The sequence below is a fragment of the Phaeobacter italicus genome (genome assembly GCF_019801785.1).
In the GTDB taxonomy this organism is placed as follows: domain Bacteria; phylum Pseudomonadota; class Alphaproteobacteria; order Rhodobacterales; family Rhodobacteraceae; genus Phaeobacter; species Phaeobacter italicus.
Window position 1 is genome coordinate 64,985 of sequence record NZ_JAHVIJ010000002.1, and the last position, 18,649, is coordinate 83,633.

General features: G+C 61.0%; 21 protein-coding genes. 12 read left to right on the forward strand and 9 right to left on the reverse strand.

What is annotated here, in order from left to right:
* Nucleotides 1–84 precede the first annotated feature (84 nt).
* The 4 genes from uvrC (at nt 85) to KUV39_RS04705 (ending at nt 3,530) form a co-directional block, all read left to right on the forward strand.
* Nucleotides 85–1,974 carry an excinuclease ABC subunit UvrC gene (gene uvrC / locus KUV39_RS04690; RefSeq protein WP_046210872.1) on the forward strand — a complete coding sequence of 630 codons (1,890 nt, stop codon included), beginning with the start codon at nt 85–87 and terminating at the stop codon, nt 1,972–1,974.
* A 174-nt stretch (nt 1,975–2,148) separates the two neighbouring features.
* Nucleotides 2,149–2,820 (forward strand): CDP-diacylglycerol--glycerol-3-phosphate 3-phosphatidyltransferase, encoded by a 672-nt coding sequence (gene pgsA / locus KUV39_RS04695; RefSeq protein ID WP_008562034.1) that lies wholly within the window; start codon nt 2,149–2,151, stop codon nt 2,818–2,820.
* On the forward strand, nt 2,820–3,065 hold the full coding sequence (moaD, locus tag KUV39_RS04700; RefSeq protein ID WP_008559796.1) for a molybdopterin converting factor subunit 1: 246 nt from the start codon (nt 2,820–2,822) through the stop codon (nt 3,063–3,065). The genes pgsA and moaD overlap by 1 nt, the downstream gene beginning before the upstream one ends.
* A gap of 3 nt (nt 3,066–3,068) precedes the next feature.
* A complete protein-coding gene (locus KUV39_RS04705) occupies nt 3,069–3,530 on the forward strand; it encodes a molybdenum cofactor biosynthesis protein MoaE (RefSeq protein ID WP_008560206.1) in 462 nt (153 codons plus the stop codon).
* 45 nt (nt 3,531–3,575) lie between these two features.
* On the opposite strand, the gene KUV39_RS04710 is transcribed toward KUV39_RS04705, so the two are convergent.
* The 3 genes from KUV39_RS04710 to ubiA all read right to left on the reverse strand — a co-directional run bounded on the left by KUV39_RS04710 (nt 3,576) and on the right by ubiA (nt 6,827).
* Complete coding sequence (locus KUV39_RS04710) at nt 3,576–3,890, reverse strand: hypothetical protein (RefSeq protein WP_008560517.1); 315 nt, start codon at nt 3,888–3,890, stop codon at nt 3,576–3,578.
* A gap of 15 nt (nt 3,891–3,905) precedes the next feature.
* Nucleotides 3,906–5,789 carry an OmpA family protein gene (locus KUV39_RS04715; RefSeq protein ID WP_222459094.1) on the reverse strand — a complete coding sequence of 628 codons (1,884 nt, stop codon included), beginning with the start codon at nt 5,787–5,789 and terminating at the stop codon, nt 3,906–3,908.
* 75 nt (nt 5,790–5,864) lie between these two features.
* Nucleotides 5,865–6,827: a 4-hydroxybenzoate octaprenyltransferase gene (ubiA, locus tag KUV39_RS04720; protein ID WP_008558773.1), complete on the reverse strand. Its 963-nt coding sequence runs from the start codon at nt 6,825–6,827 to the stop codon at nt 5,865–5,867.
* Nucleotides 6,828–6,838: 11 nt separating this feature from the next.
* Between ubiA and KUV39_RS04725 the strand changes: the two genes are divergently transcribed.
* From KUV39_RS04725 to KUV39_RS04745, 5 genes are all read left to right on the forward strand, one after another.
* A complete protein-coding gene (locus KUV39_RS04725) occupies nt 6,839–7,567 on the forward strand; it encodes a 16S rRNA (uracil(1498)-N(3))-methyltransferase (protein ID WP_008560590.1) in 729 nt (242 codons plus the stop codon).
* Nucleotides 7,564–8,457: a GNAT family N-acetyltransferase gene (locus tag KUV39_RS04730; protein WP_222459095.1), complete on the forward strand. Its 894-nt coding sequence runs from the start codon at nt 7,564–7,566 to the stop codon at nt 8,455–8,457. Before KUV39_RS04725 ends, KUV39_RS04730 begins: the two co-directional genes overlap by 4 nt.
* Nucleotides 8,454–8,981, forward strand: a complete 528-nt coding sequence (locus KUV39_RS04735) for a hypothetical protein (protein WP_222459096.1) — start codon at nt 8,454–8,456, stop codon at nt 8,979–8,981. The genes KUV39_RS04730 and KUV39_RS04735 overlap by 4 nt, the downstream gene beginning before the upstream one ends.
* 63 nt (nt 8,982–9,044) lie before the next feature.
* Nucleotides 9,045–10,415 carry a glutamate--cysteine ligase gene (locus tag KUV39_RS04740; protein WP_222459097.1) on the forward strand — a complete coding sequence of 457 codons (1,371 nt, stop codon included), beginning with the start codon at nt 9,045–9,047 and terminating at the stop codon, nt 10,413–10,415.
* 161 nt (nt 10,416–10,576) lie between these two features.
* Nucleotides 10,577–10,831: a hypothetical protein gene (locus tag KUV39_RS04745; protein WP_222459098.1), complete on the forward strand. Its 255-nt coding sequence runs from the start codon at nt 10,577–10,579 to the stop codon at nt 10,829–10,831.
* A gap of 99 nt (nt 10,832–10,930) precedes the next feature.
* Here the strand turns inward: KUV39_RS04745 and KUV39_RS04750 are convergent, their stop codons facing one another.
* The 6 genes from KUV39_RS04750 to KUV39_RS04775 all read right to left on the reverse strand — a co-directional run bounded on the left by KUV39_RS04750 (nt 10,931) and on the right by KUV39_RS04775 (nt 15,558).
* Nucleotides 10,931–11,407, reverse strand: a complete 477-nt coding sequence (locus KUV39_RS04750) for a YHS domain-containing (seleno)protein (RefSeq protein ID WP_008562461.1) — start codon at nt 11,405–11,407, stop codon at nt 10,931–10,933.
* Between the two features lie 281 nt (nt 11,408–11,688).
* Entirely contained in the window at nt 11,689–12,294 is a 606-nt protein-coding gene (plsY, locus tag KUV39_RS04755) for a glycerol-3-phosphate 1-O-acyltransferase PlsY (protein ID WP_222459099.1), read from the reverse strand.
* Nucleotides 12,294–13,604 carry a dihydroorotase gene (pyrC, locus tag KUV39_RS04760; protein ID WP_008560628.1) on the reverse strand — a complete coding sequence of 437 codons (1,311 nt, stop codon included), beginning with the start codon at nt 13,602–13,604 and terminating at the stop codon, nt 12,294–12,296. The genes plsY and pyrC overlap by 1 nt, the downstream gene beginning before the upstream one ends.
* Nucleotides 13,601–14,008 (reverse strand): hypothetical protein, encoded by a 408-nt coding sequence (locus KUV39_RS04765; protein WP_209034634.1) that lies wholly within the window; start codon nt 14,006–14,008, stop codon nt 13,601–13,603. Before KUV39_RS04765 ends, pyrC begins: the two co-directional genes overlap by 4 nt.
* On the reverse strand, nt 14,008–14,565 hold the full coding sequence (locus KUV39_RS04770) for a hypothetical protein (protein WP_222459100.1): 558 nt from the start codon (nt 14,563–14,565) through the stop codon (nt 14,008–14,010). Before KUV39_RS04770 ends, KUV39_RS04765 begins: the two co-directional genes overlap by 1 nt.
* A gap of 3 nt (nt 14,566–14,568) precedes the next feature.
* Nucleotides 14,569–15,558 carry an aspartate carbamoyltransferase catalytic subunit gene (locus tag KUV39_RS04775; protein ID WP_008559192.1) on the reverse strand — a complete coding sequence of 330 codons (990 nt, stop codon included), beginning with the start codon at nt 15,556–15,558 and terminating at the stop codon, nt 14,569–14,571.
* Nucleotides 15,559–15,689: 131 nt separating this feature from the next.
* Here KUV39_RS04775 and KUV39_RS04780 point away from each other — a divergent pair, with 131 nt between their 5' ends.
* The 3 genes from KUV39_RS04780 to KUV39_RS04790 all read left to right on the forward strand — a co-directional run bounded on the left by KUV39_RS04780 (nt 15,690) and on the right by KUV39_RS04790 (nt 18,647).
* Nucleotides 15,690–16,451 (forward strand): uracil-DNA glycosylase, encoded by a 762-nt coding sequence (locus tag KUV39_RS04780; RefSeq protein WP_037302581.1) that lies wholly within the window; start codon nt 15,690–15,692, stop codon nt 16,449–16,451.
* Nucleotides 16,452–16,512: 61 nt separating this feature from the next.
* The gene (gene moaB, locus KUV39_RS04785) at nt 16,513–17,055 is read left to right on the forward strand and encodes a molybdenum cofactor biosynthesis protein B (protein ID WP_222459101.1); all 543 of its coding nucleotides are present in this window, start codon (nt 16,513–16,515) and stop codon (nt 17,053–17,055) included.
* 113 nt (nt 17,056–17,168) lie between these two features.
* Nucleotides 17,169–18,647 carry an efflux RND transporter periplasmic adaptor subunit gene (locus tag KUV39_RS04790; RefSeq protein ID WP_222459102.1) on the forward strand — a complete coding sequence of 493 codons (1,479 nt, stop codon included), beginning with the start codon at nt 17,169–17,171 and terminating at the stop codon, nt 18,645–18,647.
* Nucleotides 18,648–18,649 lie beyond the last annotated feature (2 nt).

Consider the following 18,649-nt stretch of genomic DNA (forward strand, 5'->3'; position numbering starts at 1 on the left):
TCCACAGCTTTGGTGGATTTGTTCACGGTTGATCCTGCCGCCCGAACATTGCAGACCGACAAGGGGAATCATACATCTGCGGCCATGACAGAACAGCACTCTGACACAGCACCCGAACCCGAGCGCAAAGCACCGCGAACCGGCTATGGCGTGATCCAGGATTATCTCAAGACTCTGGACAACTCGCCTGGCGTGTATCGCATGCTGGATAGCGAGAGCCGGGTTCTTTATGTGGGCAAAGCCCGCAACCTGCGGGCGCGGGTGTCAAACTATTCCCGGCCTGGCCATTCTCCGCGGATCGAGAAAATGATCTCGCTGACCGCCTCCATGATGTTCCTGACCACGCGGACAGAAACAGAGGCGCTGCTGCTGGAACAGAACCTGATCAAGCAGCTCAAGCCCAAGTACAACGTGCTGCTGCGCGACGATAAGAGCTTTCCCAATATTCTGGTGGCCAAGGATCACGCCTTTCCCCAGATCAAGAAACATCGCGGAACGCGACGGGAAAAAGGCAGCTATTTTGGCCCCTTCGCCAGCGCCGGGGCGGTGAACCGAACGCTCAATCAGCTGCAAAAGGCGTTTCTTTTGCGCAACTGCAGCAATGCGATGTTTGAAAGTCGCACCCGGCCGTGCCTGCAGTATCAGATCAAACGCTGCACCGCGCCTTGTACCGGCGAAATCTCGGCAGAGGACTACGCAGCCTCTGTCCGCGATGCAGAACGCTTTCTTTCCGGGCGCTCAACCAAGATCCAGGAAGAGCTGGCCGAGCAGATGGCCGAGGCCTCCGAAGCCATGGAATTCGAGCGCGCCGCCGCGCTGCGCGATAGGATCAAGGCCCTGACCCAAGTGCAGACCTCGCAGGGCATCAACCCTCGCGGCGTGGCAGAGGCTGATGTGATCGGCCTGCATATAGACAGCGGCCAGGCCTGCGTTCAGGTCTTCTTCATTCGGGCCAATCAAAACTGGGGCAACCAGGATTTCTACCCGCGCCTCAGCGGTGATGTCGCCGCGGCCGAGGTGATGGAGGCCTTTCTGGGCCAGTTCTACGACAACAAGGAACCACCACGGCAATTGATCCTGTCGGATGAGATCGAAAACTGTGACCTGATGGAGCAGGCCCTCAGTGAAAAGGCCGGCCGCAAAGTCGAGATCCTTGTGCCTCAGCGCGGTGAAAAAACCGAACTGGTGGCAGGTGCCGTGCGCAATGCACGGGAATCGCTGGCTCGCCGGATGGCGGAAAGCGCGACGCAGGCCAAACTGCTGCGCGGCGTTGCGGATGCCTTTGGACTGGAGGGGCCGCCTCAGCGGATCGAAGTCTACGACAACTCGCACATTCAGGGCAGCCATGCGGTTGGGGCGATGATCGTCTCTGGCCCCGAAGGTTTCATGAAAAACGCCTACCGCAAATTCAACATCAAGGGGGATGAGCTGACGCCGGGCGATGACTTTGGCATGATGAAAGAGGTGCTGAACCGTCGTTTCTCCCGCTTGCTCAAGGAAGACCCCGACAAGGAAAAAGGCCTCTGGCCGGACCTGCTGCTGATCGACGGTGGGGCTGGGCAGGTCTCTGCTGTGGCAGAGATCATGGCAGAGCACGGCGTTGACGACATTCCCATGGTTGGCGTTGCCAAGGGGGTGGATCGCGATCACGGCAAGGAAGAATTCCATCGCCTCGGAGAGCGGCCTTTCGCGCTGCAACGCAATGATCCGGTGCTCTATTTCGTGCAGCGCCTGCGCGACGAGGCCCACAGATTCGCGATCGGCACGCATCGGGCGAAACGGGCCAAGGCCATGGGCGCGAACCCGCTGGATGAGGTGCCGGGAGTAGGGGCCGCGCGCAAACGGGCGCTTCTTGCGCATTTCGGCAGCGCTAAGGCCGTGAGCCGCGCCAACCTTGCGGATCTCACCGCGGTAGAGGGGGTCTCGGCTGCGTTGGCCCAGCGTATTTACGATTTCTTCCACACGCAGGGCTGAGCAGATGGGCAGGCACTGCCACATGGCATGGGCTCCTTGGGCGGCGCCTGTATCAGTCCGGTGCAAGACCCTGACTTTCTGGTCAAAAGATCGCTTTGCGTCAGGATGTCCATCTCGCGCAGATTTTGATTTGTTGCGCTTTCCACCTGCATCGCAGCGGGCTAGTGTGCAGCCATGAAATGGACTGTCCCGAATATCCTGACCCTGATGCGGCTGCTTGCGGCCCCCGGTCTTGCGATCATGTTCCTGTATTTCTCGCGGCCTTATGCGGATTGGTTTGCCCTGATCCTGTTCGTGAGCGCTGCGATTACGGATTGGTTTGACGGCTACCTGGCACGTGCCTGGAAGCAGGAAACCAAATTGGGGGCGATGTTGGATCCGATTGCGGACAAGGCGATGGTTGTCATTGCTCTGATGATCCTTGTCGGGTTTTCGGCTGAACACTGGACGCCCTGGCTGGTGCTGCCTGCCACGATCATCCTGTTCCGCGAGGTCTTTGTGTCCGGCCTGCGAGAATATCTGGGCGACACAGCGGGGACGCTCAAGGTCACCAACCTCGCCAAATGGAAGACAACCGCCCAGATGGTCGCGATTGCGACCCTGTTTTCACAGGGCATATTCGAGCACTATCTGGTGATGTCGTCCTTTGGGATGGATGATCTGTTGATCGACCAAATTCTGCGTGGGCAGGTCAGTGATGAACTTGGATTGCGCTGGAAGCTGGAAGGCATGGTCTGGACCGGACGTGTCGGACTTGTCCTGCTGACAATCGCCGCCGCGCTCACCCTCATCACCGGCGCAGACTATCTGCGCAAGGCTATGCCGCATCTGAAGGAGACCCGTTGATGGATATTCTCTATTTCGCTTGGGTGCGTGAACGCATTGGTCTCCCCAAAGAACGGGTGGAAACCTCTGCCGCCACTGTACGGGAACTGGTGGCGGAACTGAGCGCGCGTGAAGACCGCTATGCCGTGGCCTTTTCTGATCTGTCCGCACTACGGGTGGCGCTCGATCAGGATCTCTCTGATTTTGACGCTCCGCTTGATGGCGTCCGCGAAGTGGCTTTCTTCCCGCCGATGACCGGGGGCTGATCCATGCGCATTGCCGTTCAGGATGGTCTTTTCGACATCGGAGAGGAAAGCAACCGCTTTGCGGCGGGGCTCTCGGACAGTGGCGCCAATGCCGGTGCCATCGTGACCTTCACTGGCGTGGTGCGAGGATCGGACAACGGCGATATGGTCGCGATGGAGATCGAGCATTATCCGGGTATGACGGAACGTGCGATCCGCAAGATTGCGGATGAGGCGATGGCTCGTTGGTCGCTTGCGGATGTGCTGGTCATTCACCGTCATGGCCGTCTCGTGCCCGGCGAACAGATCATGATGGTCGCCACAGCATCGCGCCACCGGCTGCACGCCTTTGAGGCGGCTGAATTCCTGATGGACTACCTGAAGTCCCGCGCGCCTTTCTGGAAAAAAGAGCTGTTGCAGGATGGGGCAGGGAACTGGGTCGAGGCAAAGGACAGCGACGAAGAGGCGCTGGACCGCTGGGCCTAGGCCCAGCTGCGCGCGTCGTTTCCATCTCGTCAGATCAGATCGCCGTCAGCTGTGCAGCTGGGCGCGCAGTTCTTCCGCTTCGCGTCGCGCATCACGCAAACCGTCCATCGCAGCGCGCAGCTCTGCTTCGGTCTGTGCCAGTTGGTTGGACAACTCCGATTCCCGCTGTTGCAGATAGGTGATCGCCTGATCGCGGGTTTCCTCTGCTTCATGCAGTTCCTGGCTCATCCGGTCCAGATCGGCGACATCGCTTTGCTTCACCCGGGTGAAACGATGGACCAGCCAGTTGGCAAACCAACCCATCGCAAAAGCAACAAACAGGATGATGGCAGTGGTGATGATGAACTCGGTTCTGTTCATTGGGCCAAGTCTCTCCTATTCGCTGTCGTCAGCCGATTCCGGCGCTGAGGCCGCGGCATCAAGGGTGGTTTCGCTGGTCGGGTCCGTCGCCGCCGGGCGGATCAGGCGGAATTCGATACGACGGTTGGCTTCGCGACCTTCTTCAGTGTCGTTTGTGGCAATTGGGGTGCTTTCGCCATAGCCCTTGGCGGAAAAGCTGGACGTGACGATGCGTCGATCCCGCAACTCGTTCAGAACCGACTGCGCGCGCGCCTGGCTGAGATTCTGGTTCATCTCTTCGCGCCCCTGGCTGTCGGTGTGTCCCTGGATTTCCAGTCGCACGCCGTCACAGCGCGCCAAGATGTCGGCGATCTGGTCAAGGGTATCACGGCTGCCGGCGGCCACCGTGGCGGAACCGGGCTCAAAGGTGATCTTGGAAACCGTCTGTACCGCTGCCAGTTCAGCCTCGCACAGCTCTGGCGACATCGGTTTGTCGGCAGGTTCAGGAGGCTCTTCATAGGTGACGTTCAGATCATAGCTTTCGGCTTCGCCCAGTTTTTCGGACAACAGCTTGGCGATTTCCGTGGGGGCATCTTCGCGGTGGCTCATGCCGGTCAGCTGCAGACTGTCTGGCATGACTGACACGGCGCCCCGCTCAAGAAAGGACAGCGCCTCTAGGCCGGCCAATACCCGCACCGGCCAGTCCACAGGCAAGTCATCGACAACCCGCGTGGCGCTGTAGACGTTGCCGCTGCCAAACCGCGCCTTTGCATAGCTTGTGGAAATCTCGCGCAGGGCCTCGTCAGAAATCCGTCCGCGCAGCTGAACCTGCCCTTCCGGGCTGAGGGTGGCAACAAACTCAGAGGGGCCTTGGGCCGTATCCGTTTCCGGCTCGGGCAGAACTGCATGCACGGCAAAAACCTGTGGCAGCGCGCTTTCCAGCTCGCCCACCACGGTATCAAACAACGCAGGCGCCGTACCCTCGGCGGCGACCAGCGTCATGTCTGCATTGGCAATCGTCACCGATCCGCCACCCAGTTCCGCCAGTGCGCCGATGCCCAGCTCTGCTGCACGTGCCCAATTGGGAGAGGGCACACCCATGCCGATCACACAGTCGAAACTGCCGTCATATCCCGCCTTTTTCGCGGCCCGCAGAATACGGTCGCGGCTCAGTTCGCTCTCGGCAGAGCAGGCGTCAAACTGTCCGCCGTTCTCGTCAATGCTATAGCGCAGGGTGAAGGGCGTGATGACCGGACGCGGGGCCGCAATATCCAGCGAGAGCCGCAGACCGGCAGGTGCCATGCGGTTGAGGCGTTTTTCGATCTGCTCCTTTGCCTCGGCGCTGTCGGAAATCGCGGTGACCGAAACCTCCTGCGCTTCAACCGAGATCTTGGAACGCGGCAGCAGGCTCAGCGCATCCAGAGCGAATTCAACTGCATCCATCCAACCGGTAGGGGCCGTGTAGTTTGCCGTTTCCAAAAGATCCGCGACCTGATCGGCACCGGCAATGGTGTTCAGCCGTTCGATCACGTCGTCACGGTTGGTTGCCCGCGGGATCAGGCCGATGATCGACACGCCGCTGTCATTGCGCAGGATCTCAACCGAAAAACGGGGCGGTGCGATGCCTTTGGAGGGGGTGACCTCCATGTCGTCAATGATGCGGGCCGCATCCACCACACCACCGACAAGCGAGATCACCCCAAAGCGGGTGGCTTCGTCCGGGGCGGTGCCGTTCAAAATAACCCGCAGGCCATCGGCGGTGACTTCGGCCCAGGTGTACCCGCCCTTGTCCAGCTCGCGCCTTACGGCTGTTTCACTGCCTGCTTCGATCCCCGTGACGGCAAACCCGGCCACAACCAGGCTCAGAGCCGCAGCTCCGGTGAAGGTCAGGCCAGATATAAGAAGCGAGGATAGACGCATGTGTCAGCGGGTCTCCGTTTGGCGGCCGCAGAAACGGCTTTCAGAAGTCTTACAGGGGCAATGTGGCAGGTTCAATCACGCGAACAAGGCTGCAGCAAAGAAGATGAGCGGAATCAAGCCGGTATCGCGGTTGAGCCGGAACAGTTGCAAAAGCCTGTCACCATTTTCGGCATCAAAGGCACGCAGCTGCCACGTCATGTGCCATCCCATCGCCCACGGACCAACCAGCGCAAGGACCAAGGCAAGCACAGAGCCGTTGGGCTGCACGGCCATGATGACCGCCAGCGCCATCAGGCTTACGGTTGCGACAATAAAGCGGCGCAGCCACATTGGCGTATCGGTGCCAAACAGGCGCGCCGTGGATTTGACGCCAATCAGCGCATCATCTTCGGTGTCCTGATGGGCATAGATCGTGTCATAAAACAGCGTCCAGGCAATGCCTGCCAAATACAGAACCACGGCAGGCCAGTTCAGCGTTCCGGTATGGGCAACCCACGCCAGCATGGCGCCCCAGTTGAATGCCAGCCCCAGAAACACTTGGGGCCACCAGGTAAAGCGTTTGGCAAATGGGTAGATCGCAACCGGGAACAGGGCAAGAATACCCATCGCGACCGTCGCCTGATTAAAGCTCAGCAAGATGGCGAAAGAAATCAGCGCCTGTAGCCCCATCCAGATCACGGCACCTTTGACCGTGACCTGACCGGATGGGATCGGGCGCGAGCGCGTGCGCTCCACCTGACCGTCGAAATTGCGGTCGGTGATGTCATTCCACGTGCAGCCAGCGCCGCGCATCAGCCAGGATCCAGCCGCGCAGGCGACAAAGATCCAGAGATCTTCCCAACGCGGGCTTTGGTCCCACAGGATCGCCAGTGCCAAACCCCACCAGCAGGGGATCAGCAAAAGCCATGTGCCGATTGGCCGGTCTGCCCTGCTCAGCCGCAGGTAGGGGCGGCTCCAGGCGGGTGCGCGTCGGTCGACCCAATTGTCTTTGACAGCATCTGCGACCTGTCCATCTGGTGTTGGCGTCCCGCCTTGCATATGTATGCCTCATGAGTGCAAAGATCAGACTGTATGTAGAGCACCCACTGGGGGCAGGGCAATCGGTTCCTCTGGACCGCGATCAGGCGCATTATCTCTTTGGGGTCATGCGGCAGGCGGTTGGGGGACAGGTGTCTCTGTTCAATGGGCGCGATGGAGAGTGGCGGGCCGAGATCGCCGAAGCGGGCAAGCGCAACGGGCTGCTCGTCTGTCAGGAGCAATCGCGGCCTTTGATGCTGCCGCCGGATCTGTGGCTTCTGTTTGCTCCGATCAAAAAGGCGCGCACCGATTTCATCGTGGAAAAAGCCGCTGAAATGGGGGCCGCACGGATCCTGCCGGTCCAGACCGATTTCACCAACTCTGACCGCATCCGCCAGGACAGGTTGCAAGCCCACGCCGTAGAGGCCGCAGAACAATGTGGCGGCACCTATGTGCCGGAGGTGGCAGAGCTGCAGAAACTGTCACGCGTGCTGGACCAATGGCCGCAGGAGCGACAGCTGATGTTCTGTGACGAGGCAGAGGTCGGCACTGCCCTGACCCTTGCTGCCGCAGATCACGCCAAGGCCCCGTGGGCCATCGTCATCGGACCAGAGGGCGGTTTTTCCGAGGCAGAGCGCAAACGCCTTCATGGTCTGCCCCAATCCCATGTGGTGAGCCTGGGGCCGCGGATCTTGCGGGCGGATACAGCAGCGGTTGCAGCGCTGACGATCTGGCAGCAAGCCTATGGTGACTGGGGATGACATGGCGTCTGGCGCAGCCGGACGAGCAGCGCGCGATTGAGGCGTTTCTCTCCCGCCATGTGGCCAGCTCCATGTTCCTGCTCACCAACCTTCGCGATCACGGCCTTTCTGGAACCGCGCCCAAGGCCATGAAGGTCTGGCTGCGTGGTGCGCCGAACAATGGTGTCGCTGGGCTGACCAATGATGGTACGCTGCTTATTCAGGCGCCAATGGCCACGGACGCGGACTGGCGGTCAATGCAGGCCCTTGTCGAGGCACAGCTGGCAGGCCGGCCGCAGACAGGGGTTCTTGGCGCGACCGAACAGCTACGCCGCTATCTTGCCGCCACCGGGCTCGCAGCCCGCGCAACGCGACTGAACCGCGATGAACCCGGATTGGCGCTGGACCTTGGGGATCTTGACCTGACGTGCCTTACCCGACCGGCGCTGGCGGGTGCGGTCCTTATGCCAATTTCGGCAGCACCGCGACCCATGCTGGTGCAATGGCGCGCGGCGTATCATCAGGAAGTTCTGGGCACCCCCGCAGCAGAGGCGGTGGCGATGGCGTCTGCGGATATCGACAGCTATCTTCTGCGCGACAGTCATCGCATTTTGTCGGTCGGGCCGAAATGGGCTGCGATGACGGGATTTAACGCACAACTTCCCGGGGTGGTTCAGATCGGTGGTGTCTACACGCCCCCGGACATGCGCGGTCGCGGCTACGCGCGGGCAGCCCTTGCTCTCCACCTGCAGGACGCCGCCCGCAAAGGCACCGAAAAAGCGGTGCTATTTGCAGCAGGCGACGCCGCTGTCAGGGCCTATCAGGCAATTGGCTTTCGCCAGATTGAGGGCTACTCTCTGGTCTTGTTTGACCCGTCCAACGCCACAACGGCAAAGGAGCCATCAACATGAGCTTCATCCGTCCCGAGGCCCGCGCCGCCCTATGGCGTTGGCGTGAATTGCTTCTTGCGGGCTCCACGGGCCTCCTGGGCCTGACCTGGGCGCTGGGGTCGTACGGGGTTCTGGCGCTGACGGGTTGGGCCCTGATCGTGATCGCTTTCATCATCGCAGTGATTGGCGCGCAGCGGCTGCGTTTTCGTTTGGGGGCGGGGGGGCCTGGCGTTGTTCAGGTGGATGAAGGTCAGGTTGCTTATTTCGGTCCTCTGACGGGCGGCGGCATTGCCCTGTCCGAGCTGGAGCGTTTGACATTGGATCACACCGCCAAACCCGCACATTGGCTGCTGGAGCAACCGGGACATGGCACCTTGGCCATCCCGGTCAACGCAACCAACAGCGATGCGCTCTTTGATGCTTTTGCGTCGCTGCCTGGTTTGCGAGTAGAGCGAATGCTGGCAGAATTGCACGGCAAAGGCACTCACCAGGTCGTGATCTGGGAGCGCGCTTCAACCAGACCTGCCCAGCACAGGTTGCATTGACACCGCGCGAAATTGCGACCACGACTGGCACCTCAATACGGATAACCTCACGGAGAGCCCCAGATGTCTATCCCTCAATCCGGCGGCGGGCCGATCGAACGGCACGAGCAATTGGCGGAATATCTCGCATCGGGATGCAAACCGCGCGATCAATGGCGCATCGGCACCGAACATGAGAAATTCGGCTACTGCAAGGACACGCTGAAGCCGCTCCCGTTTGAGGGAACCCGCTCTATCGTGGCCGTTCTCGAAGGTCTGCGGGATCGTCACGGCTGGTCCGAGATTCGCGAAGCGGGCAAGCTGATCGGTCTGGAAAAAGACGGTGCAAATGTCTCGCTTGAGCCGGGTGGCGCGCTGGAGTTGTCGGGTGCCCCGCTAGAGACGATTCACGAAACCTGCGACGAGGTGAACACCCACCTGCGCGAGGTAAAGGATATCGCGGATGAAATCGGCGTCGGCTTTATCGGCCTTGGCGCCGCGCCGATCTGGTCGCACGACGAAATGCCGTTGATGCCCAAGGGGCGCTATAAGCTGATGGATGCCTATATGGGCAAAGTCGGCACCATGGGACGCACCATGATGCGCCGTACCTGTACCGTTCAGGTGAATCTTGATTTTGGTTCTGAGGCGGACATGGTGCAGAAAATGCGCGTGGCCATCGCACTGCAGCCTGTCGCCACGGCGCTTTTTGCCAACTCCCCCTTCCTTGAAGGCAAACCGAACAATCACAAATCCTGGCGCTCGCGCGTCTGGCGCGATCTGGATGCAGACCGCACCGGCATGGTGCCTTTCGTGTTCGAAGAGGGCTTCGGCTTTGAACGCTGGGTGCAATATGCCCTCGATGTGCCGATGTATTTTGTCTACCGCGATGGCGAATACATTGATGCACTTGGCATGTCCTTCCGCGATTTCCTCAAGGGAGAGCTGCCCGCCCTTCCCGGTGAAACCCCGACACTCAGTGACTGGGCCGACCACCTGACCACGGCCTTCCCCGAGGCGCGGATCAAGAAATACATGGAAATGCGCGGTGCTGATGGCGGCCCCTGGCGTCGTCTTTGTGCTCTGCCTGCATTCTGGGTGGGCATGATGTATGATCAGTCCAGCCTCGATGCGGCCTGGGATCTGGTCAAGGGCTGGGACGCCGAGACCCGCGAGGCGCTGCGGGTTGCTGCCTCAGAGCAGGGCTTGCAGGCGCAGGTCGGTGCCATCAACATGCACGACCTCGCCCGCGAAGTGGTTGCCATCTCCGAGGCCGGTCTGAAGGCCCGTGGCCGCGCCGGCGCAGGGGGCTTGGTGCCGGATGAGACCCATTTCCTCAACGCGCTGAAAGACAGCATTGAAACTGGAAAGGTGCCCGCAGACGAGCTGCTTGATCGCTATAACGGCGATTGGAATGGCGATCTGAGCCGGATTTATGCGGACTACAGCTACTGATCTGTCGACCGCAAGAAAACGTACAAAGGGCGCCCTCATGGGCGCCTTTTTCTTTGCTGTGATTGGTGCAGAACCCCTGCTTTTCCCCGCAACCGGAGTCTTGCCTGCCAGAAGTGGGAGCCATAGAGGAGCGGTCTGTCTATGGTTTGAAAGATATTGATATGGGAAATTTCTTCATCTCAGCGTTTGAGAAACTGGTCGGCGTTGTTGTCGTTCTCTTACTGATCGCGGTGCTTGGCGGCGCCGTTCTGGCAGCGATGCAGCCTGGCGGTGGCGGTATGCTCGCAGCGCTTGGCGTTCTGGTGATCGGGACACTCTATGTGATCTTGATTGCAGGCTCGCTCTATCTGGCGCTTGGGATCTACAACAACACCAAACGCACCGCTGAGGCGATCGAGCGACTGGCGTCCAAATAATCGGGCTTGCAACAACGCCAGCCCGGTTGGGAAAAGAAAACGGCGGCAGGGTATCCTGCCGCCGTAAGACATGCGTGAGTGGGGCCATTCAGCCTTGGCTTACTGCTCCAGCAGTTCTGCGGGAGATTTGTCTTCGATGTTGTCCCAGTTCACGTCTGCTTTCTCGATGAAACCGGGGATGTCCTGCGCCCAGCGTTCCTGGATGTCCTTGGACAGGTTCAGGTACAGAACGTCGTCGACGATTTTCCACTGGTTCGGGTCGCCGTCGAATTTGAAGCCCATCGCCGCACCAAAGGCACAGTAGCCGCCGTATGCCGGGATGTAGGCTTCGGGGTTGGCTTCGAACAGGGCCTTGTTTTCTTCGGTTGCGAACCAGTAGGTCGCATCGTCAAAAGACGAGGTCACCTTGTAGGAGCCTTTGGTGGGCTCACCTGCGTTGAAGTAGGCAACCGGGTCATAGCCCTGCATTGCGAGGCCGGTCGAGGAGGCGTTGATATCCACGCCAGCAGCCAGTGCGGAGGTTGCCAGTGCGACGGAGAGAGCGATACCACCCAGGAAAGATTTTGCTTTGGTCATCGGTTTGAGCCTTTCGATGTGTCGGGCGATCAGGGCGCCCTATGTTGGAATGGGTAAGTTTGTGCGTACTGAAATTCTGGTCTTCGAAATGCGGCCTGTTTGGCCATGAATTGCAGTTGGGGATTTTCCTGCTCACATTCAAAACAACTGATTTTGAATGCGCACAGATGCACAGAACCCTTGCGCCCCTGCGGAGGCACATCTGCGTGAACAAAAAAGCCCCTTCCGGTTGGAAAGGGGCTTTATCTATATAATTCAGATGGTTGTTTGGGGTTGGCGGGCTACTTCTGCCCGATCTTCGGCTCTGTGCCGTTGCGCAAACGTGCGATGTTTTCCTTGTGGCGCCACAAAATAATAATTGCCAGAAACGCGGCGAGAACGGTTGCCATCGGCGCACCAAGCAGCAGACACCACACAGGCGCCGCAACGGCAGACACCAGCGCCCCCATTGAAGAGATCTTGCTCAGATAGGCTGCGGCCAGCCATGTCAGGCAGCAGGCGATGCCGACAGGCCAGGCAAGCGCCAGCATCAGCCCAAGAAACGTAGCGACGCCCTTGCCGCCCTTGAAGCCGAGCCAAACCGGGAAACAATGCCCAGCAAATGCGGCAAGCCCGGCCAGCTGTGCCGCGTCTTCGCTCGCCAAGGCACGGGCCAGCAGAACGGCAACGGCCCCCTTGCCCCCGTCCAGCAGCAGGGTCAGCGCCGCCGCCTTCTTGGAGCCGGTGCGCAACACATTGGTGGTGCCGATGTTGCCGGAGCCGATCTGGCGCAGGTTGCCAAGGCCCATGATCCGGGTCAGCACCATGCCGAAGGGGATAGAGCCCAGGCCATATCCGACAACGGCCCACAACATCAGTGTCGCAAAAGTGGAATCGATAGGTGGCATCAGTTTCTCCGGTAGACGGGTTCACCCGCCACGTAGGTTTCCAGCACCCTACCTTGCATCCGCTGCCCGTCAAACGGGGTGTTCTGTGACTTCGACTTCAGCGCGAAGCGATCCATGACAAACGGGCTGTCGGGATCAAACAGCACCAGATCCGCAGGCGCCCCCTCGGCCAGACGACCGCAGGCGAGGCCCAGACGTTTGGCAGGGTTCAGTGACATGGCGCGGAACAGCGTTGGCAGGTCTAGCTGGTCGTTGTGATAAAGCCTCAGCGCAGCGGGCAACAGCGTTTCCATCGCCACGGCCCCGGCGGCCGCCTCCTCGAAGGGCAGGCGTTTGCTCTCTTCATCCTGCGGGGTATGCATGGAGGAGATCACGTCGATCAGCCCCTCACGCACCGCTTCGATCACGGCCAGCCTGTCCTCTTCGGACCGCAGGGGGGGCTTTACCTTAAAGAAGGTGCGGTAGTCCGCGACGTCCAGCTCATTCAATGTCAGATGGTGGATCGACGTGCCCGCGGTGATGTCCAGTCCATTTGCCTTGGCCCGTTCCAGCGCAGGCAGGGCGCGGGCTGTGGTGATCTGATCCGCGTGATATTTCGCACCGGTCATTTCCAGCAGGGCAATGTCGCGGTCCAGTCCCATCCGCTCTGCCATCGGAGTGACCGACGGCAGGCCGCGCAGGGCCGCGAATTTGCCGGCGGTTGCGGCTGCGCCCTTGCTCAGGCCCGGCTCTTGCGGGTGGGCGATAACCAGCGCGCCGCAGCTGCGGGCATAGGTCAGAGCGCGAGAGAACACTTTGGTATCGGCCACCACATGATCGCAATCGGTAAAGGCCACGGCACCTGCATCCATCAGGAACCCGATTTCTGTCATCTCCCGACCTTCGCGCCCCTTGGTGAGCGCGGCCATTGCCAGCACGTTGACAGGCGCATCGGCCTGCGCGCGACGGGTGACGAACTCAAGCGTTTCGGGGCTGTCAATGGCAGGGGTGGTGTCCGGGCGCGTGATCATTGTTGTCACGCCGCCAGCCGCCGCGGCGAGACCGGCTGATTTATAGCTTTCCTTGTGACGCTCGCCGGGTTCGCAAACCTTGACGCCGATGTCGACGATACCGGGCGCAAGGCATTTGCCCCCGCAATCAACAAGGGTCACATCTTCTGCCCCAATGTTTCGCGTGCGAAACAATTGGTCAGGGTTTGTGTCGTTCTTTTCCACCGCCGCAATGCGCCCGTTCTGCACCAGAACCGCGCCGATGCTGTCGGTTCCGGCTTCTGGGTCGATCAGGCGGGCGTTGGTAAAAAGCAGGGTCATGCGCGGGATCTCTCGGGCAGGGTGGACATGGCGTTTTGCAGGGTTGCAATGGTGGCGGCGGGATCAGGCTGGTACTTGATCAGGTATTTGTGCCCTGCGTGAGTGACGATCTGCACGGTGCTGGCAAGGCGGTTCAATTCAGCCACATCGGCAAGCGGGATGGCTTGCTGATCCGGACCTTTGATTGTTGTGCCATCCAGCGCCCAGACGCGGGACATTTCGTCAGAGACGAGATAACCGCCGCGCAGGCCGATGGCCGCCAGACCACCGATGGCACCGGTCCAGACATGTGGGTTGCCCATGAACCATAGAATGCCCATCGCGCCCACCATGGCAATCACGGCCAGCCAGGCATGGCTGCGCCAATAGGCCATCCGGTCGGGGGTGAATACGGTTTCCGACATCAGCGCACCATCAGCAGAACAACAAGAACAATCAGCGCCATCACCACAGAGAACAAGGCCGCACCAATTCGTCGTGCCCGCGACCGGGCCTCCCGCGGGGAGGGGCGGGGCGCGGAGAACGGCTTGGCGCTTTCCGGGGTTTCTGCGGGGCTGGCCGGGCGCGCGGCCCAATCTGCCCCGGCTTCGCGATAATCGCCGATATGGTGGATCTGTTCGGCCGGGGTGAGATGGGTTTCCTCTCCGCGCAGCGCCCGCGAACGGATCAGCAGCACATAGCCGTCGATGGCTTCAAGTTTGGCGCGATCGGGCCGCAGCGCGTCTTCGGGGATGCCGCAGCCGACACGCAGGTAGCCTTCCAGCCCCAGCTCTTCGAGATCGCTGACAGGAAAGACCTCTACGTGATCGAGGTCGATGTCATCAATGCCCAGAACCTGGGCCAACGCGCCGGGCTCTCGCAGGAACCGGGCCTGTTCAGCGCGCATGTCGAGGTCAAAAAGATGGATGACCCGCTGTTCGCCAGCCGGGATCAAGAGAGATTTTGCGTGCTCACCTGTCATGGCTCAGGCCGCGCCGTGTTGGTCAGCCTGGCGGCTTGCCCGGAGATTGCGGGCCAGCAGGTCCATCGCGGCCATGCGTACGGCGACCCCCATCTCTACCTGTTCCTGGATGACAGAGCGGTTGATGTCATCGGCGATGGTGCCGTCGATTTCCACACCTCGGTTCATCGGGCCGGGGTGCATGACGATGGCGTCGGGTTTGGCCAGCGCCAGCTTATCGGCGTCCAGACCATAGCGGTGGTAGTACTCGCGCTCAGAGGGGATGAAACCACCGTCCATCCTTTCTTTCTGAAGGCGCAGCATCATGACCACGTCCACATCCTTCAGACCTTCGCGCATGTCGTCATAGATCTCGGCACCAAATTCGGCGAACTGGCTGGGCACCAGCGTCGGTGGACCGATCAGCCGGATGCGGTTTTCCATTTTGCCAAGCAGGATCAGATTTGATCGAGCCACACGGGAATGGGCAACGTCGCCGCAGATGGCAATGTTCAGCCGGTGCAGTCGCCCCTTGGCCCGCCGGATGGTCAACGCATCCAGCAGCGCCTGGGTCGGGTGCTCGTGCCGCCCGTCGCCTGCATTCAATACCGCGCAGTTCACCTTTTGCGCCAAAAGGTCGACGGCGCCGGAATGGGGGTGACGCACGACGAGAAGATCGGGGTGCATCGCATTGAGGGTCATCGCCGTGTCGATCAGGGTTTCCCCCTTTTTGATCGAGGACGCCTGCATTGCCATGTTCATCACGTCAGCACCCAACCGTTTGCCTGCGAGCTCAAACGAGGCCTGCGTGCGGGTCGAGTTTTCGAAGAACATGTTGATCTGAGTGAGACCATGCAAAGCCTCGGCGTGTTTTTCCGCGCGGCGGTTCAGATCAACATAGCTGTCCGCAAGGTCGAGAATGGCTGTGATTTCATGTGGCCTGAGTGGCTCAATGCCCAAGAGATGCCGTTGGTTGAAGGACATCGGATCAATCGACGTGGGGGCATTGGGCATGGGCTGGCTCCGCGCTGTTTGGCGTCCTTATAGGCAGGGCTTTGATCTGCGGCAAGCGGCGTGGCGTGGCGCATTGCTGCGGCATGCACGGCAGGTATTTTGATCTGTCGCCGGGCGGGGTAGCTTGGGGCATGGAATCGGCATTGGATTATCACAGCGCGCGGGCGCTTTTGGCTTGGCAGATTGAGCTGGGGGCAACGGACGCGATCTGTGACGCGCCGGTCAACCGCTATGAGCTTGAGGCACGCCAGCCCAAACCGACCGCCCGCCAGGCAGAGGCGCCGCCGCCCAAACCCAAGGAAGTCGATCCGGTTGAGGTTGCACGCGACATCGCGCGCGGGGTGCGGGACTTGGCCGGTCTCAAGGCTGCGCTGGCCCAGTTCGAGCACTGCGACCTGAGGAAGGGCGCGCGCAATCTGGTATTCAGCGACGGCAAGCCCGGTGCACGGGTCATGGTGATCGGAGAGGCGCCGGGGCGCGACGAGGATCTGGAAGGGCGTCCCTTCGTGGGGCGGGCAGGGCAGCTGTTGGACCGCATGCTGGCAGCCATCGGCCTGTCGCGGCAGGACAACGTCTATATCACCAATGTATTGCCTTGGCGGCCGCCGCAGAACCGCGACCCGCTGCCTGCAGAGATTGCGATGATGACCCCGTTCCTGGAACGCCATGTGGCGCTGGCCAATCCGGACATCCTGATTGCCATGGGAAACATCAGCTGTGATGCCTTGATGGGGAAACGCGGCATTACCCGTCTGCGCGGCACATGGGGCGAGGCCTGGGGCAAGCCGGTCATGCCGATGTTCCACCCCGCGTACCTGCTGCGCCAGCCGCTGCAGAAACGGGCTGCGTGGTCTGATCTTCTTGATATCAAATCCCGGCTTGATGCTGGCTGACCCTGCCTGTGCGCAGGTGCATAAAATCATGACGAAAAAGCAGTGAGAGAGGCCTGACAGAATGGCACAAATCGACGACGGAAAAGCGTTCATTCCAGTGCGTATCGCGGTGTTGACCGTGTCTGACAGTCGCTCCCTCTCCGAAGACCGGTCCGGCCAGGTGCTGGTCGACCGGCTGGAGGCCGCAGGTCATGTGCTGGCCGATCGCAAGATCCTGCCGGATGAGCGCGACCAGATTGCAGATCAGCTGCGTGCGTGGGTGGCGGATCCCGACGTGGATGTGGTGATCTCAACGGGCGGGACCGGGCTGACCGGGCGGGATGTGACCGTTGAGGCCCATCGCGATGTCTATGAGAAAGAGATCGATGCCTTTGGCACCGTCTTTACCATCGTGTCGATGCAGAAAATCGGCACGTCGTCGATCCAGTCGCGGGCAACCGGCGGTGTGGCGGGAGGCACCTATCTGTTTGCGCTGCCGGGCAGTCCCGGCGCCTGCAAGGATGCCTGGGATGAAATTCTGGTCAAACAGCTCGACTATCGGCACCGCCCCTGCAATTTCGTCGAGATCATGCCCCGCCTTGACGAACATTTGCGCAGGAAGTGAGACGGAAATGATCCGCGGCGGCGTGTAACCTCGTATAGCTTTGGACAAGCTGATAAACTCGGCGCCTGAAATCTGGTGCTTTGCCGGGTTTGTCGGCCTGAAAAGGATGAGAGATGCGCTTTTTGCGGCACACGGTGTTCGGAGTTTTCCTGGCGGCGCTGACGGCGGCGTTGCTGCTGTTTGCGGTGCAGATCGTGGCCTCCGCAATCCAGAGCCGTCTGTCAGACGAGCGCAAAGCCCCACCCGCACGTGAACGGGTGTTTGCCGTCAATGTCGTCAAAGCAGAGTTGGGCGCGGTCACCCCGCAGCTCACGGCCTTTGGTCGGGTTGAAAGCCGTCGACGGCTGGAATTGCGCACGGCGGCTGCTGGTCGTGTCGTGGCGCTGGCGCCTGGCTTTGAAGATGGCGGCGATGTGACCGCTGGAACAGTGCTGGTGCAGATTGATCCCGCAGACGCGCAGGCCGCCCTTGAGAGGGCAGAGGCCGACATGCTGGACGCAGAGGCGGAAGACCGCGAGGCACGTCGCGGCCTGACCCTGGCGCAGGATGAACTGGCCGCTGCGCAGGACCAGGCTGCGTTGCGCGCGCGCGCACTGGAGCGGCAGCAGAACCTGCAGGAACGCGGGGTGGGCTCGGCTGCAACCGCAGAGGTTGCTGAGCTGGCCGCAGCTCAGGCACGTCAGGCGGTAATTTCGCGCAGACAGGCGGTTTCCCTTGCCGAGGCGCGCATCGATCAGGCCGCCACGCGGCTTGCGCGGGCCCGCATTGCCCTAGAGGATGCGCAGCGCACTTTGGATGACACCACCATCACCGCGGCTTTTGACGGAACCCTGCAGTCGGTGAATCTGGTTGAGGGACGGCTGGTTTCGACCAATGAAAAGCTGGCGGATCTGGTGGATCCGGCCCAGCTGGAGGTCGCCTTTCGTGTGTCCACGGTGCAGTTCGCCCGACTGCTGGATCAATCGGGCAAGCTGATAGAGGCGCCGGTTCGGGTGACGCTGGATGCAACTGGTGCGGCATTGACGGCGACGGGGGTTGCCGTCCGCGACAGTGGCGCTGCAGGTGAGGGCTTGGCCGGGCGGCTGATCTATGCCCGCCTCGACACTGCGCCGGGCTTCAAACCCGGTGACTTTGTCACAGTCCATGTCGAAGAGCCTGTGGTTGAAAACGTAGCCCGCTTGCCAGCCTCGGCTCTGGGGTCGGATGGGACGGTCCTGGTGATTGGCGCAGATGACCGTTTGGAGACGCTGGCGGTCACATTGGTGCGCAGGCAGGGCGATGATGTCTTGCTGCGTGGCGAAGGGCTTGCGGGCCGCGAGGTCGTGACGGGGCGCACACCGCTATTGGGGGCCGGTATCAAGGTGCGCCCATTGCGCCAAGGGGCTGAGGCCGCTGCCACAGAGACAACAACACGCGCGGCCGAGGCAGAGATGATTGAGCTGAGCGATGACCACCGGGCCCGGTTGGTTGCATTGGTCGAGCAAAACAGCCGCATGCCGCAAGAGGCCAAGGCACGGGTGCTGGCGCAACTGGCTGAAGCAAAGGTTCCAGCGCAGCTGGTCAACCGGATCGAAACCCGGATGGGAGGCTAAGG